Source organism: Stenotrophomonas maltophilia (assembly GCF_013464485.1).
Lineage (GTDB): Bacteria > Pseudomonadota > Gammaproteobacteria > Xanthomonadales > Xanthomonadaceae > Stenotrophomonas > Stenotrophomonas maltophilia_AW.
Window position 1 is genome coordinate 96,216 of the sequence record NZ_RAUX01000031.1, and the last position, 26,957, is coordinate 123,172.

The window sequence follows — 26,957 nt, forward strand, 5'->3', positions numbered from 1 at the left end:
TGGATCCCTTGCTGCCCTACTCCCCTCAGAAGCCCACGCGCAGGTTGATCTGCCCGCCAACATCGCGGCGGCCATCGCCGTGCTGGCCCTGCACGAACATCGACAGCTGGCTGTTGCGGCCGAGCCCAACCGCCACACCGACCTGACTGACCAGCGCATTGCGTGCCATCACCGCGCTGTAGACGTCGAAGGCATTGCCGCCGACCGCAAAGCGGTTGCGGCTGGCCACATCGGTGTCACCCGATGCATGCTGCCAGCCCAGGCCTACGGTCAGCTGCGCCGGGAAACGCTCGCCGCTGCCCACGTCCCAGCGGCCACGCACGCCCACGGTGCTGACATTGAGCGTGTCCTTGCCGCTCTCCAGCTCCAGCGCGGCGCTGCCACCCTGCTCCACTGCGCGATCGCTGTCGACCCAGTGCTTGGTGAACTGCACGTACGGCTGCAGCTGGGTCTTGCCATGGGTCCAGGTCCAGCTGCCCTCCACCTGCGCGATGGTCACATCCGAGTCCTGGCGGCTGTACAAGGTCTGGCCCAGCAGCGGCACCTCACGCGTGGTGCGCGTACGGTAGTCGCCGCGCGACACGCTGCCACCGACGGCGAAGCCGTTGTTCCATCCCCCCTGCGCATACAGGCCGAAGGTATTGCCACGCAGACGGGCGCGCGAGCTGCGATCGTACAGGCGCGTATCCAGGCGCTGGTTGCCCGCGGCGACACCCAGCACCGCATGCTCGCCCAACTGCCAGTCTACGCCGGCCATCAGCGCATTGCGGTTGGCGCGGATCTCATCACCGTTGCCATCACCGTCCTGACGGAACACCTTGCCACTGCCGGCCAGCCAAGCCGAAGTACGCTCGCCCCGCACCGTCGGCAGCTCGCTGCCCAGGCGCTGGCGGATACCCTCTTCCAGATAGTTGTCATACAGCAGCACCGCACGGCTGGCCGCATGCACTTCACCCGACAGCTGGTCGAATGCACTGCGCGCAGTCGCGGCGTCGTACATCAGCACGGTGTTGTACAGGCCAAGTGCCGAACCACTCTGCGGCAGGCTGTCGAGCGCTGCAGCGGTGTTGAATTGATTGCGCGTGTTCGCCGCCGTGGTGAAGGCCGCGGTCTGCGCCACGTCGATCTTCAGGTTGGCGGTATTGGCAGTGTAGACCGGGGTGATGGTCAGGAAGGCCGACGGCGTAGTCGCCGAGGCGAACTGCCCGTTCACGCCACCGCCGGCATTGACCACGGTGTATTGCTGGCCCTGCTGGTAGCTGGTGCTCGGCGAAATGGTGTTCACCTGCACCGTGCTCCCGCCCACATTCGCGCTGCCGCCGACCTGCACGGTATCGCTGCCGGTGGCGCCCAGGTCGATGCCCAGCGTGCTGCCCGGCGACAGGGTCAGATTGCCGCCGACCGCGATGGTGCCGGTGCCATTGCCCGCGCCGCCGCTGTTGCCCGGGCCATTGCCCGGCGACAGCACGCCGCCACTGGACACCGTGACACCACCGCCGGTACCACCGATGGTGCCGGTACCGGACAGCGTAGTGCCGTTGCCGATGGTCCACTGGCCACCGATGTTGCCGGTGACATTCAGGTCACCGCCGGTGACCTGGCCGGTACCGCTGAAACCACCGCTGTTCCCGCCAAGGTTCAGCCCACCTGGGCCGGCCTGCACGATGCTGCCGCCACCGCTGATGGCGCCGCCCAGCGTGGTGGTGCCACCGGTGTTGATGATCAGGCCACCGTTGTTGGTGATGTTGCCGGTGATCGATCCGCTGGCCCCGCCGTTGCCCACCTGCACGGTGCCACCGGCATTGATGATGGTGCCGCCGGTGTAGGTGTTGTTGCCGGTCAACGTGATGGTACCGGTACCGGCCTGGGTCAGGCCGCCACTGCCGCTGATGGTGCCGCCGACGGTGGTGTTGCCACCGACGTTGAACACCAGGCTGCCGTTGTTGCTGACGTTGCCGGTGATGGCACCGCTGGCGCCGCCATTGCCGACCTGCAGCGTGCCGCCGGTGTTGATGGTGGTGCCGCCGGCGTAGGTGTTGTTGCCGCCCAGGATCAGTGTGCCGCTGCCGGCCTGGGTCAGGCCACCGCCGCCGCTGATGGCGCCACCGACCGTGGTAGTGCCACCGACGTTGAACACCAGGCTGCCATTGTTGGTGACGTTGCCGCCGATCGCGCCGGTGGCACCGCCATTGCCGACCTGCAGCGTGCCGCCTGCGTTGATCGTGGTCGGCCCGGTGTAGGTGTTGTTGCCGGTCACGGTGAGCGTGCCGCTGCCGGCCTGGGTCAGGCCGCCGCTGCCGCTGATGGTGCCGCCCAGCGTGGTGTTGCCGGCCACGTTGGAGACCAGCGTACCGTTGTTGGTGATGTCGCCAGTGATCGAACCCGTCGCCCCACCATTGCCCAGCTGCAGCGTACCCCCGGTGTTGATGGTCGTGCCGCCGCTGTAGGTATTGGTGCCGGTCAGCACCAGCGTGCCGCTGCCGGCCTGGGTCAGGCCACCGCTGCCACTGATGGTGCCGCCAAGCAGCGTGTTGCCGGCCACGTTGGAAATCAGCGCACCATTGTTGATGATGTCACCGGCAATCGTGCCGGTGGCGCCACCGTTGCCGACCTGCAACGTGCCACCGGTGTTGATGGTGGTGCCGCCGGTGTAGCTGTTGTTACCGATCAGGGTCAACACGCCGGTACCGGCCTGGGTCAGCGCGCCACTGCCGCTGATGGTGCCGCCGACCGTGGTGTTGCCGCCGACGTTGAACACCAGGCTGCCGTTGTTGGTGACATTGCCGGTGATCGCACCGGTCGCACCGCCATTGCCCACCTGCAGCGTGCCACCGGTGTTGATGGTGGTGCCGCCGGTATAGGTGTTGTTGCCGGTCAGGGTCAGCGTGCCGGCGCCGGCCTGGGTCAGGCCGCCGCTGCCGCTGATGGTGCCGCCCAGCGTAGTGTTGCCGGCCACGTTGGAGACCAGCGCGCCGTTGTTGGTGATGTCACCGACGATCGCACCGGTCGCACCACCGTTGCCGACCTGCAGCGTGCCACCGGCGTTGATGGTGGTCCCGCCGGTGTAGGTGTTGTTGCCGGTCAGCACCAGCGTGCCGCTGCCGGCCTGGGTGAGGCCGCCGCTGCCACTGACCACGCCGCCCACCGTTGCGGTGGTACCGAGGTTGTAGACCAGAGCGCCGTTGTTGGTGATGTCGCCCAGCACCGAACCGCTACTGCCACCATTGCCGATCTGCAGCGTGCTGCCAGCGTTGATGGTGGTACCGCCCGTGTAGGTATTGCTGCCGCTCAGGGTCAGCGTGCCCGTACCACTCTGCACCAGCCCACCGCTACCGCTGAGCACGCCGGCGAACGTGGTGCTGGAGTTGTTGCCGCCGGTGGTCAGCGTTGCGCCGCCCAGTGCGACGGTGCTGCCGGCCACACCGGCCAGCCCCCCGATGCTCTGGTTGCCACCGGCGCTGATATTCAGGGTACCGGTGCCGGCCAGGTTCACCGTGCTGGCACCGGACAATGTCCCGCCCGCTCCCACCGCCAGCGTGCCGCTGTTGATGGTGGTGGTGCCGGTGTTGCTGCTGGCGCCGGTCAGGGTCAGCGTGGCTGCGCCGTTCTTGATCAAACCGCCCGCGCCGGAAATCGCACCGGCCAGCGTCAGGTCGTTGCTGCCCAGCACGTCGAGATTCGCACCCGCGCCAAGAGCGACGTTGTTGGCCAGCGTCACCGCCGCAGTGGCATCCAGCGAGCCGTTGCCCGCCACGGTGAGTGCACCGCTGCCCAGCGCAGCGTTGTTGCCGACCACCAGCCCGCCGGCATTGAGGGTGACACCGCCAGTGAAGGTATTCGCACCGCCCAGCGTCTGCACGCCCGCGCCGTCCTTGATCAACGCGCCGGTGCCACCGATGACACCGTTGAACGTGGTGTTGCCGACGCCGCCGAGGGTCAGCGTGTTGCCGCCCAGCGACACGTTCGAGCCCGCCACGCCCGCCAGCGAGCCGATGCTCTGGTTACCGCCTGCGGAGATATCAAACGCGGTGCCGGCATTGGCCAGGGTGACCGCACCGGTCGCCGCCAGGCTGCCACCGGCGCCAATGGCCAGCGTGCCGGCGTTGATGGTGGTGCCGCCGGTGAAGGTGTTGGTGCCGGTCAGGGTCTGGGTACCGGTGCCCTCCTTGATCAGCCCACCGGTGCCGCCCACGGAGCCGCCGAAGGTGCCATTGCTGGCATCGCCGATGGTCAGCGTGTTTGCGCCCAGATTCACCGTGCCGTTGCCGACCAGCGTGCCGAACACCTGCGTGCCGGCGCCGGCCGACAGATCGAAGGTCGCGCCGCTGGCCAGGTTGACGATGCCACTGGCATGCAGGCTGGCCCCGGCCCCCAGCGCCAGCGTGCCGGCATTGATGAAAGTGCCGCCGGTATAGGTGTTGGTGCCGTTCAAGGTCAGCGTCGCCAGGCCTTCCTTGGTGAGCGAGCCGGTGCCGCTGAGGTTGCCGTTGAGGGTCAGATCGTTGCTGCCCAGTACGGTCAGGCCAGCATTGAGAATGAAGTTGTTGCCCAGCGTGATTGCGCTGTTGGAATCGAGCGTGGCATTGCCGCCGACGGTGACCGTGCCGGTCCCCAGCGCTGCGTTGTTGCCCACCACCAGACCACCGGCGTTGAGGGTGACACCGCCGCTGAAGGTGCTGGCACCTGTCAGCGTCTGCACACCGGAACCGTTCTTGATCAGTCCGCCGCTGCCGCTGATCACGCCGCTGTAGGTGCTGTCGGCTACGCCCCCCAGGGTCAGCGAATTGCCGCCCAGCGCCACCGTGCTGCCAGCCACACCCGCCAGCGAACCGATGCTCTGGTTGCCGCCACCGGAGATATCCAGCGTGCCGGCACCGGCAAGATTCACCGCGCCGCTGGCGGCCAGGCTGCCACCCGGGCCGATGGCCAGTGTGCCGCTGTTGATGGTGGTACCGCCGGTGTAGGTGTTGGCGCCGGTCAGGGTCACCGTGGCCGCACCATTCTTGATCAGGCCGCCGCTGCCGCTGATGACACCGCCGAGGGTCAGCGCGTTGCTGCCTAGCAGGTTCAGGTCGGCGCCGGCAGTGAGGTTGATGGCATTGCCAAGCGTCACCGCCAGACTGCTGTCCAGCGTCGCGTCGGCGCCCACGTTCAGCGCACCGGTACCCAGCGCGCTGTTGTTGCCGACCACCAGGCCGCCACCGTTCAGGGCCAGGCCACCGCTGAACAGGTTGGCGCCACCCAGGGTGAGGATGCCGGCACCGTTCTTCACCAGTCCGCCGGTGCCGGAGATCACGCCGTCGAAGGTACTGCTGCCGCCACCGCCGAGGATCAGCGAGTTGATGCCCAGACTGACCGTCGAGCCGGCCACGCCGGACAGCGAACCGATGGTCTGGTTGGCGCCGGAGGCAGAGATGTCGAAGCCCGCACCCGGTGCGGCCACGTTCACCGCACCGGTCGCGGCCAGGCTGCCACCGGCGCCCAGCGCCAGCGTACCCGCATTGATGGTGGTACCACCGGTGTAGGTATTGGTGCCGGTCAGTGTTTCAACACCGCTGCCGACCTTGGTCAGTCCACCGGTACCGGCGATCGAACCGCTGAAGGTACCGTTGGCCGCACTGCCCACTTCGATGTTGTTGGCACCCAGGTTGACCGTACCGTTGCCGACCAGCGTACCGAACACCTGCGTGCCGTTGCCGGCGGACAGGTCCAGCGTTGCGCCGGTGGCGAGATTGACGGTGCCGCTTGCTGCGAGGCTGGCGCCGGCGCCGAGCGCCAGCGTACCGGCGTTGACGTTGGTACCGCCGGTGTAGGTGTTGATGCCGTTCAAGGTCAGCGTTGCGCCGCCGTTCTTGGTCAGGCTGCCGGTGCCGGAAAGCACACCGTTGAGGGTGAGCGCGTTGGTGCCCAGCACGGTCAACCCGGCGTTGAGCACAACGTTGTTGGCCAGCGTCGCCAGCGCGGTGGTGTCCAGCGTGGATGCCCCCCCCACGGTGAGCGTTCCGGTTCCCAGCGCCGCGTCATTGCCCAGTACCAGGCCACCGGCATTGAGTGAGACGCCACCGCCGAAGGTATTGGCGCCGGACAGGGTCTGCACGCCTGCACCCACCTTCACCAGGCCACCACCACCATTGATCACGCCATCAAACGCGCCGTTGGCAGCGGTGCCGAAGGTCAGCGAGTTGCCACCCAGGGTCACGGTCGTGCCGGCCACACCGTTGAGCGCACCGATGGTCTGGCTGCTGCCCGCAGCGGAGATGTCGAAGCCCGCACCTGCGCCGCCGAGGGTGACATCACCCGCTGCGGCCAGGCTGCCACCGATGCCCAGTGCCAGCGTGCCGGCGTTGATGGTGGTGCCACCGGTGTAGGTGTTGGTACCGCCCAGTGTCAGTGTGGCGCTGCCGCCCTTGATCAGGCTGCCATTGCCGGCTACGCCACCGGTCAGGGTCAGTGCATTGCTGCCCGGCAGGGTCAGTGCGACGCCCGAGCCGAGATTCACCGCATTGCCCAGCGTCACCGCAGCACCCGCGTCCAGCGTGGTGCTGCTGGATACATTCAGCGCGCCAGTGCCCAGCGCACCATTGGCACCCGCTACCAGGCCACCGCCATTCAACGTCAGGCCACCGCCGAAGGTGTTGCTGTTGTTGAGGGTCAACAGGCCGACGCCATTCTTGACCAGGCTGCCGTTGCCGCTCAGCACGCCGCCCAGCGTGACGTCGTTGCTGCCGCCCAGGGTCAACTGCGTGCCGGCACCGAAGTTCACCGCGTTGGCCAGGTTCAGCGCCAGCGTACTGTCGAGACTGACCGCACCGCCAACTCCCAGTGCCCCTGTGCCCAGCGCACCGGCATTGCCCAACAGCAGGCCACCGCCGTTGAGTGCCAGCCCGCCGCTGAACGCATTGGCGCCAGACAGCGTCTGGATGCCGGTGCCGGTCTTCACCAGTCCACCGGTGCCGCTGATTTCACCATCGAACACGGCAGCAGCGTTGCTGCCGAAGGTCAACGAGTTGGCACCCAGCGCCAGCGTGGTACCGGCCACGCCGCTCAATGCGCCGATGGTCTGGTTTGCACCGGCGGCAGAAATATCGAAGCCCGCTCCAGCGTTGCCAAGGGTGACGCTGCCAGCCGCCGCCAGGCTGCCACCGGCCCCCAATGCCAACGTGCCGTTGTTGATGGTGGTGCCACCGGCATAGGTGTTGGCGCCGCCCAGGGTCAGGCGTGCCGCGCCGTCCTTGATCAGACCTCCCGCGCCGAACACCGGCGCAGCCAGCGTCAGGTCATTGCTGCCGAGCAGCGTCAGATTGGCACCCGCTGCCAGGCCGACGGTGTTGCCCAGGGTCAATGCGGCGGTGGTATCCAGCGAAGCGTTGCCTCCCACATCCAGTGCACCCGTGCCCAGTGCACCCGCATTGCCAAGCCGCAGCACGCCGGCATTGAGGCCCACGCCGCCGGAGAACGTATTGGGACCATTCAAGGTCAGCGTCGAAGCCCCGTTCTTGACCAGCTCGCCGGTGCCGGCGATGACTCCACCCAGCGTCACGTCCTGACTGCCCAGCAGGTCCAGTACCGAGCCACCTGCCAGGTTCACGCCATTGCCCAGGGTGAGCGCAACGCTGCTGTCGACGGTGGCGTTGCCGCTGACATTCAATGCCCCCGTGCCGAGCGCGTCGGTGTGGCCCAGCAGCAGGCCACCGCCGTTCAGTGCCAGGCCGCCGCCAAAGGAATTGGCACCATTGAGCGTAAGTGTGCTGGCACCGTTCTTGATCAGGCTGCCCGCACCCGACACCACACCGCCCAGTGTCATGGCCTGCGAGCCCGGCAGCGTCAGCGACGCGCCGGCGCCCAGCGCCACGTTGTTGCCCAGGTTGAGCGCCGTGGCCCCATCCAGCGTGCCCGCACCGTTGACACTCAGTGTGCCGCTGCCCAGCGAGGCGCTGTTGCCCAGCAGCAGGCTGCCTGCGTTGAGCGAAAGCCCGCCACCGAACGTGTTGTTTCCGCTCAGCGTCAGCAGTGATGCGCCATTCTTGATCAGGCTGCCAGTACCGGCAACGATCCCGCTCAAGGTTACGTTCTGGCTGCCCAGAAGCGTCAATGAGCCGGTGAGATTCACTGCATTGCTCAGGTTCAGCGCGGCATTGCCATCAAGGGAGCCATTGCCGCTCACGTTCAGCGCACCAGTGCCAAGCGCACCGTTGTTGCCCAGCAGCAGTCCGCCCGCCGCCAGGTCCAGGCCTCCACTGAAGGTATTGGCCCCACTCAGCGTCTGCGTGCCGGCCCCCTGCTTGACCAGACCACCGGTGCCGGTGATCACACTGGCAAGGGTCTGGTTGGTGGCATCACCGAAGGTGAGTGTATTGGTGCCGAGAGAAACCGTGCTGCCGGCCACGCCACTGAGCGCGCCCACGGTCTGGTTGCCGCCGGCAGACAGATCCAGCACCGCACCGACGCCACCAAGATTGACCGCACCGGTCGCGGCCAGACTGCCCCCGGCACCAATCGCCAGCGTGCCCGCATTGATGGCGGTGCCGCCGGTGTAGGTGTTGGCACCGCTCAGGGTCAGCGTCGACGCTCCGCTCTTCACCAGACTGCCGGCGCCGGTGATGACACCGCCCAGCGTCAGCGCATTGCCGCCGAGAACATTGAGCGATGCACCGCCGCCCAGATTGATGCCGTTGCCCACACTGAGTGCCGAACTGGTATCCAGCGTGACCACGCCACCGACATTCAGTGCCCCCGTGCCCAGCGCCCCGGCATTGCCCAGCACCAGGTTGCCGGCATTGAATGCCAGCCCGCCACCGAAGGTGTTGGCACCATTGAGCGTCAGTGTTGCCGCGCCATTCTTGGTCAGCCCACCTACGCCGTCGATCACACCGTTGAGCGTCAGTGCCTGGTTGCCCAGCAGGTTCAGCGTCCCGCCTGCCCCCAGCGTCACCGCATTGGTCAGCGACAGCCCGGTAATGCCATCGAGGCTCACGTTGCCACCGACACTGAGCGCACCGCTGCCCAACGCGGCGTTGTTGCCCAGCAGCAGGCCACCGCCGTTGAGTGCGACGCCGCCGCTGAGGTTGTTGACACCGGACAGGGTCTGTACCCCGGTACCCAGCTTGATCAGGCCACCGGTGCCTGCGGCGAACGTGCCGGCATAACTGGTATCGCTCACCCCACCGAGGGTCAGCGTGCGGCTGCCCAGGTTGACCGTGCCGCCGAGGCCGGCCAGCGAGCCGATGGTCTGGTTGGCAGCCGCGGAGAGATCCAGGCTGGTGCCAACACCTACGTTGATTGCGCCGGTGGATGACAGGCTGCCGCCAGGGCCCAGCGCCAACGCGCCGCCGAGCAGGTTGAAGGCACCGGTCAGCGCATTGCTGCCGTTCAATGTCAGAGTGCCGGCACCGCTCTTGATCAGATTGCCGGCGCCGGAAATCGAGCCGTTCAAGGACAGCGCGTTGCTACCCAGCAGGTTCAGCGAACCGCCGCCATTGACGACCAGATTGTTGCCAAGGACGAAGCCGGCGGTGGTATCCAGCGAGGCGTTGCCACCGACGGTCAGGTTGCCGCTGCCAAGCGCGCCGGCATTGCCCAGCACCAGACCGCCGGCATTGAGGTTGACGCCACCGCCGAACAGGTTGGCGCCGCCCAGCGTCACCACACCCGTGTTGGTGACGGTCAGGCCGCCGGTACCGGTCAGCACGCCATTCAAGGCGAAGCCCTGCGTCCCGCCCAGGGTCAACGCGTTGTTGAGGGTGAAGTTGTTGCCCAGGGACAGGCCCGCGCCGCCGGCAGCGATGGCACCACCATTGACGGTGAACAGCCCGGAGCCGAACGACGTGCTGCTGTTGAAGTTGACCAGCCCGCCGCCGAGCGTGATCGCGCCGGTTCCCGACCACGGCCCCTGCAGGTTCCAGGTGCCACTGTTGACCGTCAGCCTCTGGAACCCGAGGTAGTTGCTCCAGCCGATGCTGGTGGCCGGTCCGTTGTTGCCGGCATTGTCCTGCAGCACCAGCGTGTTGTTGGCCGCACCGGCACCTGCGCCGGCATTGACGGTTCCTGCAGCGGCAACCCTCACCCCGGGTACGCCAATCAGCGTGCCTGCCGCTGCCAGGCCACCACCCGCAGCAACGCTGGACCCGGCCACGGCCGTAAAGGTATTGCCACCGGTGGAATCACCCAGATGCACGCTGCCGCTGACCGTGCCCGCATTGGTGAACGTATTTCCGGCCGAAGCGCCCAGGCCGACACGGCCCGTGATGCTGCCGCGGTTGGTTACGTTGGCCTGCGCGCCACCGTAGGTCACCACCGACGTTGCATCTGCAAGTTGTCCCAGGCCCAGCAGCGACATCCCGATCGAACCATCGTTGACCAGGGTGGTCGTGCCACCGGCAGCATTCTGCGCGGTCACGGCCTGGCCGCCGAAGCCGAGCAGGGTGCCGATATTGAAGATGCCTTTGATCTGGCCACCGGTCTCGTTGTTGACCGTGATCGCGCTGCCACCGGCCGTGTTGTTGCCGACCACCAGGCCGGCAGCGGCCAGGCTCAGCCCACCGGTCAGGAACGGATCGATCGTGCCGGCGTTGTTGACGGTGGTGTTGCTGCCGGTCAGCGTCACCGCATTGCCGCCAAGCAGCGGCGGCACGCTGAACACTGCGCCGCTGGCGATGTTGAGGGTCAGTCCGCTGGTGCCATTGACGTAGTTGGTGATGTTGGTCGCGCCATCGCAACTGACCGTGGTGGTTCCCGTGCACGCTGCGAACGCCGAACTACTGGCCAGCGTGGCAGCCAGGGCAATGGCAAGCTGGTGGGTTCTCAACCGGGGCGAACGTGGCGATGTGACCGCGCTTCCGCCGGGATTCTGGGCGACCTCCGAAGCAACCTGCATTACGCCGAGGGCACGATTGAAAACCAGACGGTAAATGCGGTTCATCGGTAAATCTCCATGAAAAGACCAGATGGCACTGCAGGCAGTTTTTTTGAAGACAATGCGGCCCAACCTGGCTCCCGGCACGGGAACAAGGCCTGGCTTCATTAACTTCCTAAAATCTTCACACCTTCACGCGACCGCACCTGGAACAGGCAGGCCAACGCGCCCGTCAAGGCGAAAACTCCCCGATTTCGCATGACGAATGGCGGCACTGTGCGGCCGAAGGCGACAGCGGCATGTGAATCACGCGCGGTATTTTCATGACGCACGTCAAATAAAACGGGCGGACAAAATGGTTTTGCCGAAAATGCATATACCTTCAGCAGGCGGAGATTCCCTTCTCCGCCCAACCAAATACATTCAGCTGCTCGAGAGTTTCATCAGCACCAGGCCGGAAACGATCAGCACCGCCGCTCCGATCCGCATCGGGCTGACCTGTTCGCCCAGGAAAACGATGCCGACCACGAACGCGCCGACGGCGCCGATGCCGGTCCAGATCGTGTAGGCGGTACCCAATGGCAGGCTGCGCATGGCCACGGCCAGCAGCCAGAAGCTGGCGATCATTCCGATGATCGTGACCACGGTGGGAGTGAGCCTGGTGAAGCCTTCGGACTGCTTCATGGACACGGCCCAGACGATTTCCAGCAGGCCGGCGAACAACAGATAGATCCAGGCCATGACGGCCCTCCTCTTGGCAGGGCCAGGCCGTCCTGGTCTTTGATTCCCGATGTGGGGGAGGCCGTTCCTCCTGGCCGGCATTCTAGCAACGGCGGCTGGCCCGGGTCGTCGCGGGCGGGAACGGGTTACAGCCGATTCAGCGCGTGAAGCTGGCGCCGACATGCGTGCCTGCGCTAGAATGCGCGTCTGCCATCGGCCAACCGATGTGCAGTCCGGCTGTGGTCTCTGGCGCCCCCTGCGCTGCTTCCCCTGATCCGTGAACTGGCCGCCTCCGGGCGGCCAACGTCTCTATGGTGGCCCCGTCGGCCCCTCGCGACGCTAGGTCGAAAACCCCGCCAGGGCCGGAAGGCAGCAACGGTATCGATCGACGCGGGCGCCGAGGTCAGCCGGCGGGGCCATCGCCTTTTCCGGCGACGCCCGTCACTGGTAGCGGCCAACCTTGGTTGGCGCCCCTCGCCGCGCTACTGCGCTTCCGGCGTGCCCTGATGGAAAACCACCCGCCATCCCTGTACGTGCCGGCGCCACAGCGAACTGCGCAGCACCCAGCCCTGCGGCTGGCCATCGAGGTAGTAGCGGCTGCGGTAACGCACCTGGGCCTGGTTCTGCGTCAGCAGCGAGACTGCGTACTGATCCGATTCGATCCGCACCTGCGCGCGTTCCAGCGGGATCTCCGCCAGCGCATCTGCACGGTCGTAACACCGACCGGAACTGCCGATCTCGCTGAAATCCCCATCCAGCAGCGCTGCAAGACGCGTACGGTCACCGCGCACCTGCGGGGTGTGCAGTGCGCGTTCCAGATGTACCAGTTCGGCGGCCAGCGCCGCATCTGCGGGCTCGCCTGCACCGCTCACGGCGGATCCTGTACCAGCACGTGCGGCGCCGTCGGGCTCGCCAACCGCACGCACTGCCCCGGCTGCGCCACACGGTGGCCACGTGCCGCCAGCGCCACGCCATCGGCCACGCTGGCGTAGTGGTAGAGCATCATCCGGGACTGCAGCTCGGCACTGTACTCACGCTCGAGGTCGTCCACGCCCGTGTGCGACGGGTTGCCATGCAGGCCGCAGTCATGGGCGATCAGTTCGTTGTCGCTGGCAAAGCGGGCCAGCATCTCCGGAACCGGCCGGGTATCGCCGCTCCAGGTCAGCGCCCCCTGCAGGCGCAGGCCGTAGGCCGTCTCCGGCCAGTGGTGACGCACCGGGAACACTTCCAGACGCACGCCCTCATGCCAGAACGCATCGCCCACCACGATCAGCTGGAAGGCATCCCAGAAGTTGGCACCGCCCTCGGCCAGCACGTTCGGGTAATCACCGATGCGCTTGTGCAGCAGCGGCACGACGGTGGCCGGCACGTACAGGCGCACCTTGCCGCGCCGGTGCGCGCTGAAGAAGGTATCCACGAACAGCCGCTCGAAGCCAGCCACGTGGTCCAGGTGCACATGGGTGACGAACAGCGCCTGCGGCATATGCCCGTAGTGCGCCTTGAACGCGGTCAAGCCTTCACCACCACAGTCGATGGTCAGCCAAGGACGCCCGTCCCGCTCGATCACCGACATCGGCGACCCCAGCTCGACCGCCGACGCGTTGCCGACGCCGAGGAAACGCAACGACCAGTCCATCAGGTGCCCCGGTTCCAGGCCATGTCATAGGCGCGCCGCAGCCGCGCGTAGTCCTTCTGTACATCCTCCACGCTGCGTTCGCCGCGCAGCTTGATCAGCGAGCGCAGCAGGCGCTTGAGGTTGCGTTCGCGCCAGCCGGTGGCCGGGATGCGGATGACCCCACGGTCGAAGTCGATCAACCAGCCATGGCCATTGCCATCGAACAGGATGTTGTGCGCATTGAGGTCGGCATGGTCCAGGCCAGCACGGTGGAAGCGGGCGATCAACCGCCCGGTCTCCTCCCACGGCGCGCCGCGGCCGGCAACCAGGGCGCGATCGGCCAACGAGCGCACGCCATCGATCCGCTCCATCAGGATCGCGGCCCGGTAGCGCAGGCCCTCGCGCATGTAGAACGCGGCGATCGGCCGGGGCACGGGCAGCTTCTTTTCGCGCAGCGCGCGCATCAGCCGGAATTCGGCGAAGCTGCGGGTCCGGTCCGAGCCGCGCCAGAGGTACTGGTCATGGCTGATCTTCGCCGCCAGGCCGCCGCGCAGGTAGTGGCGCAGTACGCTGGCGCCGAACGGCGCATCGATGAACCAGGCACTGCCACGTCCACCCTCGCCCACCGGCCGGGCCCTGCTGCCCCAGTGCTGAGGCGAGAACAGGCCGATCTCGGCTTGCCGCAGCCGCTCGCGGTCGAACAGAATGGCCCCGATGCCGCGACCCTCGCGGCATGGCGTCAGCGCTTCATTGGCGTCGAATGCGACCATTTCATTGAGTCTAACAACACATGGCATCAGCGTCCTCCTCCTTGTGCCTCCTGCGCCTGTCCGCACTCGGCGATGTCACCCACGTGGTGCCCCTGGTGCGCACCCTGCAGGCTGCGCGTCCGGACACGCCGATCCACTGGATCATCGACAAGGTCGGCCACAAACTGCTCGACGGCCTGCCCGGCGTCACCTTCCATGCCTACGACAAGAAGAGCGGCATGGCGGGGGTCAAGGAACTGCGCAGGCAACTGCCCCCAGGGCGCTTCGAAGCGTTGCTGCAGATGCAGGTCGCATTCCGCGCCAACCTGCTGTCGGCCTTCATTCCCGCCGAGCGCCGCATCGGCTACGACCGCAGCCGCTCCAAGGATCTGCACGGGCTCTTCATCAACGAGCGGATTCCCGACCGTCCCGGCATCCATGTGCTGGATGCCATCGGCAGCTTCTGCGAGCCGCTGGGCCTGCGCCAGACCGAAGTCAGCTGGGACCTGGCCTTGCCGCCGTCCGCGTACGAATGGGCTGCGGCGCAGTGGCAGGACGATGGCCGCCCTGTGCTGATGATCTCGCCGTGCTCCAGCCACGTGCGCCGCAACTGGTACGCCGACCGCTATGCCGCCGTGGCCAATCACGCGACCACCCGCGGCTGGCAGGTCGTGCTGTGCGGTGGCCGCAGCGAACTGGAGCGCAGCATGGCCGACGCCATCCAGGCGCAGCTGCATACCCCGGCGCTGGACCTGGTAGGCAAAGACACGCTGAAGCAGCTGCCTGCCCTGCTTGCCCGTGCCAATCTGGTGATGACCCCGGACTCGGGCCCGATGCACATCGCCAATGCGATGGGTGCCAAGGTGCTGGGCCTGCATGCGGCCAGCAACCCGAACCGCAGCGGCCCGTATTCGGACCGCCGCTACTGCGTGGACCGCTACGACGATGCCGCGCGCAAGTATCTGGCCAAGCAGGCCACCGATCTGAAATGGGGCACCAAGATCGAGTTCGACGATGTGATGGAGCTGATCACTGTCGAAGACGGCATCGCGGCCTTCGAACGTTACGTGGCGGACCACCTCAGCTGAGTCGATGGATCATCGGTAGCGCCGGGCCACGCCCGGCGGGTCTACCTCACCCGCGCTGCGCGTAATCCTGATAGGACTTCTCTTCCACGTACGCCGAGCCCAGCGCCAGGTTGATCGCCTTCTTGATGCGCGCACGCTCATCGTTGCGCAGGTAGACGCTGCGCGCGAGGTCGACAAAGCCCTGGTCGAACGCCTGCGCCTTTTCCTTCAGGCGGATGTCGTCCTCGATGTCCCACAGCTGCTCGTTGACCGCCTTCAGCTCGGCACGCAGGCGGGCGATGTCCTTCACCGCTGCCGGGTGCGCCATCCAGGTCTGCTCCAGCGCCGACAGTTCCTTGCGCACGTTGGCCAGTTTGCCCCCGTCGCTGATGCGCTCGGACTTGATCTGCAGGATCGAGATCTTGTCCAGCAGCTCGCCGAAGGACACGGGGACGAGGATTTCAGCGCTCATGGGGGAAGGCTCCAGCAAGTGATGCGCACATGGTAACCCGCGCGGCGCGAACGCTCCGCCCCGGCGCCTGCATGGGCGCCCGAGTGCGATGACTGGGGGAGAACCCCCCGCACCTGCGTTAGCGGTCTGGAGAGGCGGCCTGCCGCCCTCCTCGCCCGGCCAGTCCAACGGCCGAGCGCGCGCGMCCCGCCCTGCCCACGCTGCAACGCGTTGATACCACGCCGCATCAGCGTGTTCACGCAGCGGGAAAGGGGCGGCAACCGCACTTCACTCCTTTCCGTGGAACTCCGCATGCATCGATATCCCGCCCTCCCCACCCGTCGCGCTACCGTCCTCGGCAGTGCCCTGATCGCAGCACTTCTCGGTATCGCTGCCGCGCCGCAGGCCCATGCCAGTGCCTTCCATGTGAATGGAGACACGCTCTACTACACCGGCAACGTGCTGGCGACCGATCCGCAGACGCTGGAGGCCTACATCCTGGCCGCGCAAGCCCGCGGTACGCCGCTGCGCCAGGTGGTGTTCCGCAACTCGCCGGGCGGGGCCGCCTCCGGTGGCGTGGGCATGGGCGCCATCATCCGCCAGCATGGGCTGGATACCGTACTGGACGGCGGCTGCTACTCGGCCTGCGCCGACGCCTTCGTTGCCGGCGTGAAGCGCAAGGTGACGCAGTTCGGCCTGCTGCCGGCGCACGGCAACTACACGGAGACGGTGCTGGGCATCCATGGCGAATCCGGCCCGAACGGCCCCACCCCCTACCCGGGGCAGGACAAGTACATCAAGTACTACCGGGACATGTTCGGCCCGACCGACTTCGCGGTCATCGAAGCGCGCATCGTCCAGGCGCACTATGAACTGACCCAGCAGTCGGGCTTCCTGCGCTACTTCGACCCGAACGTGGCGGCCGTGGCCACGCGCTTCTGCCCGACCCGCGACCAGAGCGCGGCAGGCAACTGCACCGCGTATCCCGGCGTTACCTTCTACAGTGATCGCGTCGTTACCGAAGCCGGTTACGTCCAGCCCGGCGACGTGCTTTCCATCGACAAGGACGTGAGCGGAGACCTCAATCCGAACCTGGCCGTGCGCGGGCGCTACACCAATGCGCTGGCCAACCTGCGCTACTTCCAGCAATCGGCCCCGGACATCCGGCTGGACGACGCCTTCGGTGTGATCCGCATCGGCAAGGGCGGCGTCTGGTCGCTGGATACCGCTTCCGCTGCCCAGTATGTGGTGGCCGATGGCGGCACCCTGCGCCTGCAGCAGAATGGCTGGATCCACCACGCCGAAGCCATTGGCGCCCGCAATGGCGGGCGCATCGAGCTGCAGCAGGGCGCACTGCGCAGCCTGACCGTGATCGAACGCGGCGGCGTGCTGAGCGGACACGGTTCATTGAATGCCACGATCGACATCAACGAGGGCGGAACGCTCGCACCGTCCGGCATCGTCATGCGCCCTTACTCGCTGGAAGCACTCGCGCCGGGTGGCGACGACGTGTTCACCAGCGAACGCTTCCGGATCGGCAAGGGTCGCTACATCAACCTCAATGACGGCGCGAACCTGGCCTTCCAGGTCGACAGCCAGCGCACCGCACCGGCGCTGACACTGGAAGAAGCCCGCTACTTCCTGGTCGATGAGGACCAGCGTGCGGGTGACTACAATCTGCTCGGCAACATCAACCGCGCCGTGCTGAGCATTGCCCCCACCGCCAGGCTGACGCTGGACGTCAAGCAGGCGTTCTTCCCGGCCGGGCAGCAGAACCACCTGGTGGGAACCCAGGTCGATACCAGCGCCCTGCAGCTGCCCGTCGCCCCCTGCGGCCCGTCGAACGGTGAGTACGCCGGCCTGTGGTGCCGCACCGCTACGCCCGATACCCTGACCCGCGCAGCGCCGGTGTCGGACTTCATCGAGGGGCGCTTCCAGTACGTCGAGCGCAGTGGCGAGGCCGGCAGCGCGGTGGACCTCACCGCCCCCGGCGCGGTATTCCGCCCTCGCCACAATTCACTGCTCAGCTTCACTGTCAACCAGACCGGCAGCGGCCTGTGGCTGACCGCCAATCCCTCCTTCGACGACACACGCTTGTTCGGCAACGCCCCCTCCGGCGACGGCCTGGGCATCGCACTGCAACAGGCGGCTGAACAGCGCACTTCCTCGATGAGCGGACTGCTGGGCGCCCTGCAGTTCGCTGACCGCGATGACATCGCGCGCCAGGCGGGAGCATTGCGTGGCGACGCACATGCCAGCCTGCGCTTGGCCGATACCGCACTGGTCGGCAGCATCGGCAACGTCGTGCAGCAGCACCAGGCGGCATCGCGCAGCGGTGGCGATGCGGACGGCCTGGCAGCACAGGCCGCGCAGACGGCCTCGGCGCAATCGGCAATGACCGGCAGTCGCCTGTTCAACCAGCTGGCGATGCACCTGGTCGCACCGGCAGATGCGGGCAGTGATGCGGGCGACGCACGCAACCGCAGCTTCTGGGCGCGGGGGTTCGCCAGCCACGGCCGTGTCGCGGGTGATGCTGGCGTAGCCGGCCTGAGCCACACCATCGGCGGCATCGTGCTCGGTGCCGATACCCGGCTGGCAGACGACCGTGTGACACTGGGCGTAAGCCTTGCTGCGGCCGACATGTCGACCCGGTCCAGCGAAGGTGCAGGATTCAGCGGCGATGTCCGCGCGCTGGATATCGGCGGCTACGTGGACGCACTCTATTCGCGCGGCTACCTGACCGCCGCCATCCGCTACACCGATCTTCGCCACGACACCCGTCGCAGCATCGAGGGTATCGAGGGCCTGCAGGCTCCGCTGCATGCGAAGTACAGCAACGACGCGATATCCGCACGCGTGGAGCATGCGTTCTCGTTCGCCATCGGCAACGGCGTGGTGATCCAGCCGCTGCTGCCGGTGATCGACTACACGCGCACCTCGGCCACGCACTTCAACGAAGGCCGGGACGCGGCCGCACTGGTCGGCCGCAGTGGCAGCCTGGAGAGCATCCGCGTGGGCGCCGGCCTGCAGTTGTTCAGGACCTTCGACGGCAACAACGGCGAGCGCATCACCCCTCGTGCCCGCGTGGTCTGGCAGAAGGAGCTGGGCGATACCCAGGCCCGCTACAGCAACGGCTTCGCCGCCGCCCCGGACCTGCTGTTCAGTGCCAGCAGCCAGACCGTCGGTGAGCAGGTCCTGGCTTGGAACCTCGGCGTGACCAGCCGTGCCAGCAAACGCCTGTCGGTGATGGTTGATTACGTGGGCGAACGGCGCGACGGCCAGACCCAGAACGGCATACAGTTGGGGCTGGGCTACACGTTCTGAGCACACGCCATTCGCACAGGGCATGGTTCCCACCCTGTGCGAATGGCCATCCCTCACACACCGCCCCTAGCGGGCAACGTGTGGGGCGACGTGCGAAACGCGCGGCGCGTCCCGCGCCAGATAAAAGAAAAAGGGCTGCCTTTCGGCAGCCCGCCTCTCCGGTTGAGAGGAAGATCACCGAACTCATCCAAGTAATCACTGCATCCGCCACGCATGGAATTGTCTGGCGGAACAAGCCCCTCTGTTGAGGGGCTGCCCCGACAGGGGCGGGGAGAGGCAGGCAAAGGGAGGGGCCCACGCGTTGCACGGCAACGCGCGGCGCGTCCCGCGCCAGATAAAAKAAAAAGGCTGCCTTTCGGCAGCCCTTTTTCTTTTATCTGGCGGAGAGGGGGGATTGTCGGGTGCATCCATGCACCCGACCCTTCCGCGCTACGCGCTCCAGGGCCAGCCTACGGCTGTCCGGTTCTGCTCCTGCAGAACCGTCGAACCCCGTCGGGGGTTCTCATCCCCCCGCATCAGAGGTGTCGATCACTGCAACAACCGCCTGCATCTCCCGAACGTTGGCCAAGAAAAAAGCCGCCCAGTGGGCGGCTTTCTTCTTTATCTGGCGGAGAGGGGGGGATTCGAACCCCCGAGGCGCTATAAACGCCTGCCTGATTTCGAGTCAGGTACATTCAACCACTCTGCCACCTCTCCGGGTGGTCCCCGGCGGACCGGGGACGCGCATCATACGAGGAAGTATGGCCGACGACAAGTCATTCCGGCCAACGAAGTGAAAATTTCCTGAGCGCATGCCTTGCCGGATGCGTGCAGCCACCCGATGATGCCTGTCTCCCCGGCAACACCCCGCCCCAGCTCCCATGATCGAATTCGGACACCTGACCCACCCCGGCATGCGCCGCGAGCTGAACGAGGACACCTACTACGGTGACAGCGAGCTGGCCCTGTGGCTGGTGGCCGATGGCATGGGCGGGCACGCCTGCGGTGAAGTGGCCAGCGCGCTGGCGCGCGAAACCATCGTGCGCGAGATCCGCCGCGGTGCGACGCTGGCGCAGGCCATCCGCACCGCCGACGAAGAGATCATCCGCGCCTCGCGCCGGCGCAACGATACCCTGCCGATGGGCACCACCGTGGTCGCCGCGCGCGTGCAGGGCAACCGTTACGAAGTGGCGTGGGTCGGCGACAGCCGTGCCTACCTGTGGCGTGATGGCCAACTGGCGCAGCTCAGCCAGGATCACAGCGTGGTGCAGGAGCTGGTCGCGCAGGGCAACCTGACTGCCGAACAGGCGCGCGCGCATCCGCATCGCAACGTGGTCACCCAGGCGTTGGGCGTCACTGATCCGGCGCATCTGAACGTGGCCACCACCAGCGGCGAGCTGCGCCCGGGCATGCAGTTGCTGCTGTGCAGTGACGGCCTTACCGAGGAAGTGAACGACCGGGGCATCGCCCGCACCCTGGCGTTCGACGATGCCAGCGCGCAGGAATGCGTGGACACGCTGGTCGCCGCCGCGCTGGACGGCGGTGGCCGCGACAACATCAGCGTGATCCTGGTGCGCTGCCACTGAGCCTCGCGCATGAGCCGAGCATGGGCTCGGCTCTACAGTAGATCCACGCCATGCCTGGATGATCAGGCGCTGGCGGGCTCTTCCACCTTCGGGCCATCCCACAAGGCGTGGCCGGCTTTCTTGCGCAGTCGTTCCAGACGCGCACTGTGCGCTTCCAGCTCTGACGGGGTGGCCACCACGCGTGGGCGCGGCAGCAGTTTGCTGGTATCGAACGCCTGCAGCGCGGCACCGGCGCCACCGCCGTCGTCGTCGCCCAGGCCAAAGCCGATCTCTTCCTGGCCCGAGGTCAGCGCGATGTACACATCACCCAGGATCTGCGCATCGAGCAGGCCGCCGTGCAACGCACGATGCGAGTTGTCCACGCCCAGCCGCTTGCACAGCGCATCCAGCGAATTGCGCTGGCCCGGGAAGCGCTCGCGCGCCATCACCAGGGTATCGACCACGGTGCAGCGGTCGGCGATCTTCCCGTACTGCGGCCCCAGCAGCGACAACTCGTTGTCGAGGAAGCCCAGGTCGAACGCCGCGTTGTGGATGATCAGCTCGGCGCCATCGATGAAGGCCAGGAACTCGTCGGCGATCTGCGCGAAGTCCGGCTTGTCAGCGAGGAACTCCAGGGTCAGGCCGGTGACTTCCTGCGCACCCTGCTCGAATTCACAGTCCGGCTTGATGTACTGGTGGTAGTTGTTGCCGGTCGGGCGGCGCTTGAACAGCTCCACGCAGCCGATTTCGACGATGCGGTTGCCTTTCTTCCATTCCAGGCCGGTGGTTTCGGTATCGAGGATGATCTGACGCATGGGCTCAGTTTACCGGGCTGGAATCGCGGATCTGGATCGCCGCATTGCGGGCAATGGTGTCCACACGCTCGTTGTCCGGATCACCGGAATGCCCCTTCACCCAGCGCCAGTCGATCTGGTGCCGCAGCGTGGCCGCATGCAGGCGCTCCCACAGTTCGCGGTTCTTCACCGGATCGCCGCCGGCGGTCTTCCAGTTCTTGCGGATCCACCCCGGCATCCATTGGGTCAGGCCCTGCCGCACGTACTGCGAATCGGTGTAGAGCACGATGTTGCACGGCTCGGTCAGCGTCTCCAGGCCGGAAATGGCCGCCATCAGCTCCATCCGGTTGTTGGTGGTATGTGCTTCGCCACCACTCAGTTCGCGCTCGTGGCCCTTGTAGCGCAGCAGTGCAGCCCAGCCGCCGGGGCCAGGATTGCCAAGGCAGGATCCGTCGGTGTGGATTTCGATGGTTTTCAATACAACTCCAGAATCAGGTAGCTACGGTGCCGTGCCAGCGCACCGGCAGCGGTTTCGGCCCGGGCAGGGCCAGCGTGCGTTTTTCCGCGTGGAACAGGCAGGCCGCGCGCAGCGGCGCCCAGCCTCCGGGGCGACGACTGCCGGCACCGCTCCAGAGCGGGCCGAGGTAATGCATGTCGTCGCACTCCAGGCCATGACGGCCGAGCAGCAGGCGGATCCGCTGTGGCGTGCGCACCACCAACCCATGCTGGCGCCAGCGCGTGCGATACGGGCTGAACGGATTGAGGCTGCTCAGCCACAGATGGCCCCCCGGCATCAGCACGCGCTCGCACTCGTCGAGCAGCTGGTCGGCATCGCCTGTGGTGACATGCTGCAGCACGACCGCGTTGACACTTTCGTTGGCCAGCGGCAGCGGCAATGCACACCGGGTATCGCCGGCATAGCCCTGCCCCTGCCGGAACAGGCGCAGACCGCGCCCGCCCAGCTGCGCATCATCCAGCCAGGTGGCACTTGGCGCGATCCACAACCAGGGCTGCGCCGGCAGCACCGACAGCTGAGGAAGCAGCAGCTGCCGTTCCAGAACGCGCAGGACTGCCGCCGGCTCGCTGTCGAACCACGGGGTCTGGCTCGCTTGACGGGTGCTCTGCAGCGCGGGCATGGTCCAATTCTATGCGACTGACTGCCCTGCCCGCATTTGCGGATAACTACATCTGGACGCTGATCGACGACGATGGCACCGCCGTTGTCGTTGACCCCGGCGATGCCGCGCCGGTGCTTGCGCTGGCCGATCAGGGCCTGCGCGTGGACACGATCCTGCTCACCCACCACCACGACGATCACATCGGTGGTGTGCCGGCATTGCAGGCACGTTTCCCCGGCGTGCGGGTCGTCGCGCCGGTCGAGGAACGCATTCCCACCGCGACCGAGCGGGCCGGCGAAGGTGAACGCGTTCAGGCACTGGGCCGGACGTTCCACGTACTATCCGTGCCCGGGCATACCCGCAGCCACATCGCGTTTCACACTGCTGAACATCTTTTCAGCGGAGATTCGTTGTTCAGCCTGGGCTGTGGGCGTCTGTTCGAAGGTACGCCGTCCCAGCTGCTGGCATCGATGCGCAAGCTGGGTACCTTGCCCGCGCAACTGCTGCTTTGTTGCGCCCATGAGTACACCGTGTCAAATGCCGTCTTCGCGCGGCATGTCGACCCCGCCAACGCTGCCCTGTGGCAGCGCCAAGAGGAGGCTTTGGCCATGCGCCGCGATGACCGTTCCACCCTGCCGGTAACCCTGGCCAACGAATTCGACTGCAATCCCTTCCTGCGTGTGCACGCTGCGCCGGTCCGTGCGTCGGTGTCGGCACACCTGGGCCGTGACGTCGTTGACGACGTCGACGTGATGGCCGGTCTCCGGCACTGGAAAGACGGCTTCCGCGCATGATGCGCCGAAGTCTGCCGCTGGCCTTGGGCCTTGCCCTGGGGCTGGCCGGAACTGCGGGCGCGCAGTCGCTGGGCGCCGGCATCAGCCAGAACCTGACCGCTGCCGCAGCCCTGCCGCTGGACCCGTCCGCGCTGCCAGCGGCCTCGGTGCGCAACGGCCAGGAGATCTTCACCAGCTTCCGCGACGGCCTGGCCGAGCCCAGCTGCGACGCCGAGGCCACCAGCCCGCGCTGGCAGAAGCAGTTCGCGCACGCCCCCTCGCGCCTGGCCAACCAGGATGACGATGCGCTGGTGCTGTTCGGCTATGTGGTCGAAGAGCTGCGCAAGGCCAACCTGCCCACCGAGTTCGCGCTGATCCCGTTCGTGGAAAGTGGCTACCGGCCCAATGCCCGCAACGGCAGCGGCCCGACCGGCCTGTGGCAGTTCATCGCCACCACCGCGCGCAATCACCGCGTGCCGATGGCCAACGGCTATGACGGCCGCCTGTCGGCGGTCGATTCGACCCAGGCCGCGGTGCGCTACCTGAAGACCCTGCACGGCATGTTCGGCGGCGACTGGCGCCTGGCCACCATGGCCTACAACGCTGGTGAGTACCGCGTACTGCAGTCCATGCGCAAGGCCGGTATGAACGCGCAGAACGCCAAGCCTTCCGCCTTGCCCGGCCTGTCGCCGGTCACCCATGCCTATGTCGAGAAGCTGCATGCCCTGGCCTGCGTGCTGGAAGACGTGGAAGACCAGCCGCGTGTAATGGCCTCGCTGGACCGCACCGTGCCTGTACTGAAAGACCACACCCTTCCCGCGGGCACCAGCGTCCAGCAGTGGGCCGCACAGCGCGCCCTGGACCCTGCCAGGATCGCCCGCCTCAACCCCGCCCTGGCCTCCGGTGGCCGCCCCTCGGGCACCACCCGCGTGCTGGCACCGGTCTCGGCCGCCAATGCGACGGTGACGGAATCAGCGGCGACGCTGGTGGCCAGCACCGCACCGGTCGCCGCCGCCGCACCGGCGCCGCAGGTCTCCAAGACCGTTGCCGCGATCGCCGATCGTCCGCGCAGCCGCCGCCACACCGTGCGTGATGGCGAATCGGCCTGGACCATCGCCCGCCGCTACGGCATGCCGGTAAAGGCCCTGCTGTCGCTGAACGGCCTGAGCGGCAGCAGCGTGCTGAAGCCCGGCGCGGTACTGCGCGTCGAGGACTGACGGTCAGGCCACGCGCCTCGCCATGTAGAGCCGAGCCCATGCTCGGCTTTTTCATGTCCGCGCCCTGCAGATGCAGTCGAGTACGGCTCGACTCTACAAAAGGCGGTCGAGCAAGCTCGACCACTACCAAGGCTCAAGCGCGCCACAAACGACGCGAAGACAAAAAAGGCCCGGCATTGCCGGGCCTTTCTCGTCCTGCCCGCCGCGAGGCTTACAGGTTCGCTTCGGTGGTCTGCACCACGAACTTCTTGCGCATCGCCTCGATGTAGGCCTTGGCGGCGGCCATGCCATCGATCTGGCTCAGCTGATCCTTCAACTGCTTCTGCTGCTCGGCGGTCACTTCCTTGATGTCGCCCGGGTTCACCTTGTTCACCGCAAACAGCAGCGCGTGGCCGTTGACGTCGACCTTGCCATAGCTCGGCTTGCCCTCGGCCGGCACCGGCGCGCTGAAGATGGCGCGGTTGATTTCCGGGGTCGGCACCGGCTGGCTGCGCGGCAGGCCCGGCATCGGGCTCAGCTGCAGCTTCTCGCTGGCCGCCAGCGACTGCAGGGTGGCGCCGGCCTTCAACTTGGCCAGCACAGCGTCGGCGGCCTTGTCGCTGGCCTGGCGCTGGCGGTCGGCACGGATCGCGGCAATGACCTGCTCGCGGGCCTTGTCCAACGGCAGCGCCTGCTCCGGGGTGTGCGCAGCCACGCGGATGACCACGCTGTGGTTGGTGGCGCCGCCTAGAGCGATCGGATCGCTGGCGGTACCGTCCTGCACCAGCACGTCGGAGAAGGCAGCGCGCAGCACGGCCGGGTCGGCCGCGATGCCGCTGGCGGTTGCACGGGTGATCGGGCCCAGGGTCTGCAGCGGCAGACCCACATCCTTGGCCGCAGCGGCCAGATCGCTCGGGCTCTTGTTGATGGCGTCGACCAGGCCGCCAGCCAGATCGTTGAAGCCACGCTCGCCATCGGCCTTCAGCTGTTCGGCGGCCAGTGTGTCACGCACTTCTTCGAACGACTTGCCTTCGCCACCGCGCACCGCAGCGACCTTGATGATGTGGTAGCCGAAGTCGGTCTTGACCGGACCGATCACGTCGCCAGCCTTGGCCGCAAACAATGCGTCCTCGAACGGCTTCACCATCGCGCCGCGTTCGACCCAACCCAGGTCACCGCCCTGGTCCTTGGAACCCGGATCTTCCGAGTTGGCCTTGGCCAGGGCACCAAAATCGGCGCCGGCGGCCTTGGCCTCGGCAGCGATCTTGTTGGCCTTCGCTTCGGCACCGTCGCCGGTGATCAGGATGTGCGAGGCTTGGCGCTGTTCCGGCGAGGTGAACTTCGCCTTCTCGTCTTCATAGCGCTTGCGCAGGGTGGCCTCGTCGGCGGCGGCCGGTGCCGGGAGGTTGGCACCGTTGATCTCGACGTACTCCAGCGACACGCTCTCGGCCTGGCGGAAATCCTTGCCATGGCTGTCATACCACTGCTTGATCTGCGCGTCGGTCACCGGCGCGGTATCGGCCGGCACTTCCGGCAGCGCGGCCAGCTCGACGTCGCGGGTTTCGCCCAGCAGCTTCAGCAGGCGCTCGGTCTCGGACTGGGTGACGAAGCCGGAGTTCTGCAGGCCCGACGGAATCACCGACTGCTGCAGGCTCTCACGCACCAGTTCCTGGAACTGGGTGGGAGTACGCGGCGGGTTGCCACCGGCCAGGGCCAGGCGGTAGTTGTTCTCGTTGAACTTGCCATTCGCGTCGAGGAACGCCGGGATGGTGGCGATGTACTCGCGCACGGCGCCATCGCCGATCACCACGCCGGCCTGCTCGCCAACCAGGCGCACGACCTGCTCGTCGATCAGCTGATCGAGCACGGCCAGCTTGTTCTCGGTACTTTCGAACGCGCGCGGGTCGAAGTTCTCGCCCTGCTGCTGGCGCTCACGCATGCGCTCCTGCTCGAAGCGTGTGCGGAAATCCTGCGCGCTGATCTCATGGTGCTGCCACAGCATGCGTACCGGCCACCACGACGGTGCCGAACGCCACCAGGTCGGGGGCGCGGAAACCTTGGCCACGTTCTGTGCGCCAACGCCACCGAGGTAGCTGCTGTCGATCACGAACAGGAACGGAATCATCAGCAGCCCCAGGATCACGGTGACGATCCAGCCTGAGGTCTTGTCGCGGAGTTTCTGCAGCATGGTGAGGAATCGCAAGGCCTGATTGGCGAGCCCAGCAGTGTAACCCGCTTCGCTGCAGGGACCAAAAGCAGCACCGGCGCGGCCTGCGCACCACTTCACGGGAACACAAAGAAAAAGCCCCCGGCTTTCGCCGAGGGCTTTTAGAGTTGGCGGAGCGGACGGGACTCGAACCCGCGACCTCCGGCGTGACAGGCCAGCATTCTAACCAGCTGAACTACCGCTCCGCGCTGAAACTTTGCAGGTGCCCAGTATAGTCGAAGACTCTCTGGAAACCCAGCCCGATGAACACTTTTTTCAAAGTTTTTTCACAGGGACTTAAGAATTCTGCAATGGCGGAGCGGACGGGACTCGAACCCGCGACCTCCGGCGTGACAGGCCAGCATTCTAACCAGCTGAACTACCGCTCCGCATTGTTGCTTTTCCTGTTTTCCAACCGGCCTGGACCGGGGAGAAAACAAAGCCTCCAGCTTTTGGCCGGAGGCCTCGTTGAATGGCGGAGCGGACGGGACTCGAACCCGCGACCTCCGGCGTGACAGGCCAGCATTCTAACCAGCTGAACTACCGCT

The 26,957-nt window shown here is 66.6% G+C and carries 15 protein-coding genes, 3 tRNA genes and 1 other RNA gene; 6 read left to right on the forward strand and 13 right to left on the reverse strand.

All coding sequences use genetic code 11. The features are described 5' to 3' along the window. Positions 1 to 25: 25 nt before the first annotated feature. Both D7Y61_RS14370 and D7Y61_RS14375 read right to left on the reverse strand, forming a co-directional pair. Positions 26 to 10,918 (reverse strand): autotransporter-associated beta strand repeat-containing protein, encoded by a 10,893-nt coding sequence (locus tag D7Y61_RS14370; RefSeq protein WP_180866984.1) that lies wholly within the window; start codon positions 10,916 to 10,918, stop codon positions 26 to 28. A gap of 357 nt (positions 10,919 to 11,275) precedes the next feature. Then, on the reverse strand, positions 11,276 to 11,593 hold the full coding sequence (locus D7Y61_RS14375; RefSeq protein WP_005415486.1) for a DMT family transporter: 318 nt from the start codon (positions 11,591 to 11,593) through the stop codon (positions 11,276 to 11,278). Positions 11,594 to 11,892: 299 nt separating this feature from the next. Between D7Y61_RS14375 and ffs the strand changes: the two genes are divergently transcribed. Then, an RNA gene (ffs, locus tag D7Y61_RS14380) (signal recognition particle sRNA small type) lies at positions 11,893 to 11,989 on the forward strand. Between the two features lie 65 nt (positions 11,990 to 12,054). On the opposite strand, the gene D7Y61_RS14385 is transcribed toward ffs, so the two are convergent. The 3 genes from D7Y61_RS14385 to D7Y61_RS14395 are packed head-to-tail and all read right to left on the reverse strand — an operon-like array spanning position 12,055 to position 13,957. Continuing rightward, the gene (locus tag D7Y61_RS14385) at positions 12,055 to 12,444 is read right to left on the reverse strand and encodes a DUF4440 domain-containing protein (RefSeq protein WP_180866986.1); all 390 of its coding nucleotides are present in this window, start codon (positions 12,442 to 12,444) and stop codon (positions 12,055 to 12,057) included. Continuing rightward, a complete protein-coding gene (locus D7Y61_RS14390; protein ID WP_180866988.1) occupies positions 12,441 to 13,208 on the reverse strand; it encodes an MBL fold metallo-hydrolase in 768 nt (255 codons plus the stop codon). Before D7Y61_RS14390 ends, D7Y61_RS14385 begins: the two co-directional genes overlap by 4 nt. Further along, positions 13,208 to 13,957, reverse strand: a complete 750-nt coding sequence (locus D7Y61_RS14395; RefSeq protein WP_180866990.1) for a 3-deoxy-D-manno-octulosonic acid kinase — start codon at positions 13,955 to 13,957, stop codon at positions 13,208 to 13,210. Before D7Y61_RS14395 ends, D7Y61_RS14390 begins: the two co-directional genes overlap by 1 nt. Positions 13,958 to 13,977: 20 nt before the next feature. Here D7Y61_RS14395 and D7Y61_RS14400 point away from each other — a divergent pair, with 20 nt between their 5' ends. Next, positions 13,978 to 15,024, forward strand: a complete 1,047-nt coding sequence (locus tag D7Y61_RS14400) for a glycosyltransferase family 9 protein (RefSeq protein WP_180866992.1) — start codon at positions 13,978 to 13,980, stop codon at positions 15,022 to 15,024. 46 nt (positions 15,025 to 15,070) lie between these two features. On the opposite strand, the gene D7Y61_RS14405 is transcribed toward D7Y61_RS14400, so the two are convergent. Next, the gene (locus D7Y61_RS14405) at positions 15,071 to 15,475 is read right to left on the reverse strand and encodes a DUF6165 family protein (RefSeq protein WP_180866994.1); all 405 of its coding nucleotides are present in this window, start codon (positions 15,473 to 15,475) and stop codon (positions 15,071 to 15,073) included. Positions 15,476 to 15,766: 291 nt separating this feature from the next. Here D7Y61_RS14405 and D7Y61_RS14410 point away from each other — a divergent pair, with 291 nt between their 5' ends. Continuing rightward, positions 15,767 to 18,778: an autotransporter outer membrane beta-barrel domain-containing protein gene (locus tag D7Y61_RS14410; protein ID WP_180867008.1), complete on the forward strand. Its 3,012-nt coding sequence runs from the start codon at positions 15,767 to 15,769 to the stop codon at positions 18,776 to 18,778. A 605-nt stretch (positions 18,779 to 19,383) separates the two neighbouring features. On the opposite strand, the gene D7Y61_RS14415 is transcribed toward D7Y61_RS14410, so the two are convergent. Continuing rightward, positions 19,384 to 19,474, reverse strand: a tRNA-Ser gene (locus tag D7Y61_RS14415). A 164-nt stretch (positions 19,475 to 19,638) separates the two neighbouring features. On the opposite strand from D7Y61_RS14415, the gene D7Y61_RS14420 reads away from it, so the two are divergent. Further along, positions 19,639 to 20,343 carry a PP2C family protein-serine/threonine phosphatase gene (locus D7Y61_RS14420; protein ID WP_180867011.1) on the forward strand — a complete coding sequence of 235 codons (705 nt, stop codon included), beginning with the start codon at positions 19,639 to 19,641 and terminating at the stop codon, positions 20,341 to 20,343. A 62-nt stretch (positions 20,344 to 20,405) separates the two neighbouring features. On the opposite strand, the gene dnaQ is transcribed toward D7Y61_RS14420, so the two are convergent. The 3 genes from dnaQ to D7Y61_RS14435 are packed head-to-tail and all read right to left on the reverse strand — an operon-like array spanning position 20,406 to position 22,252. After that, positions 20,406 to 21,137, reverse strand: a complete 732-nt coding sequence (gene dnaQ / locus D7Y61_RS14425) for a DNA polymerase III subunit epsilon (RefSeq protein ID WP_180867014.1) — start codon at positions 21,135 to 21,137, stop codon at positions 20,406 to 20,408. A gap of 4 nt (positions 21,138 to 21,141) precedes the next feature. Beyond that, the gene (gene rnhA / locus D7Y61_RS14430; RefSeq protein ID WP_180867017.1) at positions 21,142 to 21,594 is read right to left on the reverse strand and encodes a ribonuclease HI; all 453 of its coding nucleotides are present in this window, start codon (positions 21,592 to 21,594) and stop codon (positions 21,142 to 21,144) included. Between the two features lie 13 nt (positions 21,595 to 21,607). Next, positions 21,608 to 22,252, reverse strand: a complete 645-nt coding sequence (locus D7Y61_RS14435; RefSeq protein WP_180867020.1) for a methyltransferase domain-containing protein — start codon at positions 22,250 to 22,252, stop codon at positions 21,608 to 21,610. Positions 22,253 to 22,263: 11 nt separating this feature from the next. Here D7Y61_RS14435 and gloB point away from each other — a divergent pair, with 11 nt between their 5' ends. Then, complete coding sequence (gene gloB / locus D7Y61_RS14440) at positions 22,264 to 23,028, forward strand: hydroxyacylglutathione hydrolase (protein WP_180867022.1); 765 nt, start codon at positions 22,264 to 22,266, stop codon at positions 23,026 to 23,028. After that, positions 23,025 to 24,224 (forward strand): lytic transglycosylase domain-containing protein, encoded by a 1,200-nt coding sequence (locus D7Y61_RS14445; protein ID WP_180867024.1) that lies wholly within the window; start codon positions 23,025 to 23,027, stop codon positions 24,222 to 24,224. Before gloB ends, D7Y61_RS14445 begins: the two co-directional genes overlap by 4 nt. A gap of 211 nt (positions 24,225 to 24,435) precedes the next feature. Here the strand turns inward: D7Y61_RS14445 and D7Y61_RS14450 are convergent, their stop codons facing one another. From D7Y61_RS14450 to D7Y61_RS14460, 3 genes are all read right to left on the reverse strand, one after another. Next, positions 24,436 to 26,391, reverse strand: coding sequence for a peptidyl-prolyl cis-trans isomerase (locus D7Y61_RS14450; RefSeq protein ID WP_180867027.1), 1,956 nt, complete (start codon positions 26,389 to 26,391; stop codon positions 24,436 to 24,438). A gap of 147 nt (positions 26,392 to 26,538) precedes the next feature. After that, positions 26,539 to 26,615: transfer RNA gene (locus D7Y61_RS14455), tRNA-Asp, on the reverse strand. 106 nt (positions 26,616 to 26,721) lie between these two features. After that, positions 26,722 to 26,798, reverse strand: a tRNA-Asp gene (locus tag D7Y61_RS14460). Positions 26,799 to 26,957 lie beyond the last annotated feature (159 nt).

Excerpts from the sequence above, each read along its gene's own strand:
- D7Y61_RS14370 (WP_180866984.1), bottom strand. The coding sequence starts at position 10,918 with ATGAACCGCATTTACCGTCTGGTTTTCAATCGTGCCCTCGGCGTAATG.
- D7Y61_RS14375 (WP_005415486.1), bottom strand. The coding sequence starts at position 11,593 with ATGGCCTGGATCTATCTGTTGTTCGCCGGCCTGCTGGAAATCGTCTGG.
- D7Y61_RS14390 (WP_180866988.1), bottom strand. The coding sequence starts at position 13,208 with ATGGACTGGTCGTTGCGTTTCCTCGGCGTCGGCAACGCGTCGGCGGTC.
- D7Y61_RS14395 (WP_180866990.1), bottom strand. The coding sequence starts at position 13,957 with ATGGTCGCATTCGACGCCAATGAAGCGCTGACGCCATGCCGCGAGGGT.
- D7Y61_RS14400 (WP_180866992.1), top strand. The coding sequence starts at position 13,978 with ATGGCATCAGCGTCCTCCTCCTTGTGCCTCCTGCGCCTGTCCGCACTC.
- D7Y61_RS14405 (WP_180866994.1), bottom strand. The coding sequence starts at position 15,475 with ATGAGCGCTGAAATCCTCGTCCCCGTGTCCTTCGGCGAGCTGCTGGAC.
- D7Y61_RS14410 (WP_180867008.1), top strand. The coding sequence starts at position 15,767 with ATGCATCGATATCCCGCCCTCCCCACCCGTCGCGCTACCGTCCTCGGC.
- D7Y61_RS14420 (WP_180867011.1), top strand. The coding sequence starts at position 19,639 with ATGATCGAATTCGGACACCTGACCCACCCCGGCATGCGCCGCGAGCTG.
- dnaQ (WP_180867014.1), bottom strand. The coding sequence starts at position 21,137 with ATGCGTCAGATCATCCTCGATACCGAAACCACCGGCCTGGAATGGAAG.
- D7Y61_RS14435 (WP_180867020.1), bottom strand. The coding sequence starts at position 22,252 with ATGCCCGCGCTGCAGAGCACCCGTCAAGCGAGCCAGACCCCGTGGTTC.
- gloB (WP_180867022.1), top strand. The coding sequence starts at position 22,264 with ATGCGACTGACTGCCCTGCCCGCATTTGCGGATAACTACATCTGGACG.
- D7Y61_RS14445 (WP_180867024.1), top strand. The coding sequence starts at position 23,025 with ATGATGCGCCGAAGTCTGCCGCTGGCCTTGGGCCTTGCCCTGGGGCTG.
- D7Y61_RS14450 (WP_180867027.1), bottom strand. The coding sequence starts at position 26,391 with ATGCTGCAGAAACTCCGCGACAAGACCTCAGGCTGGATCGTCACCGTG.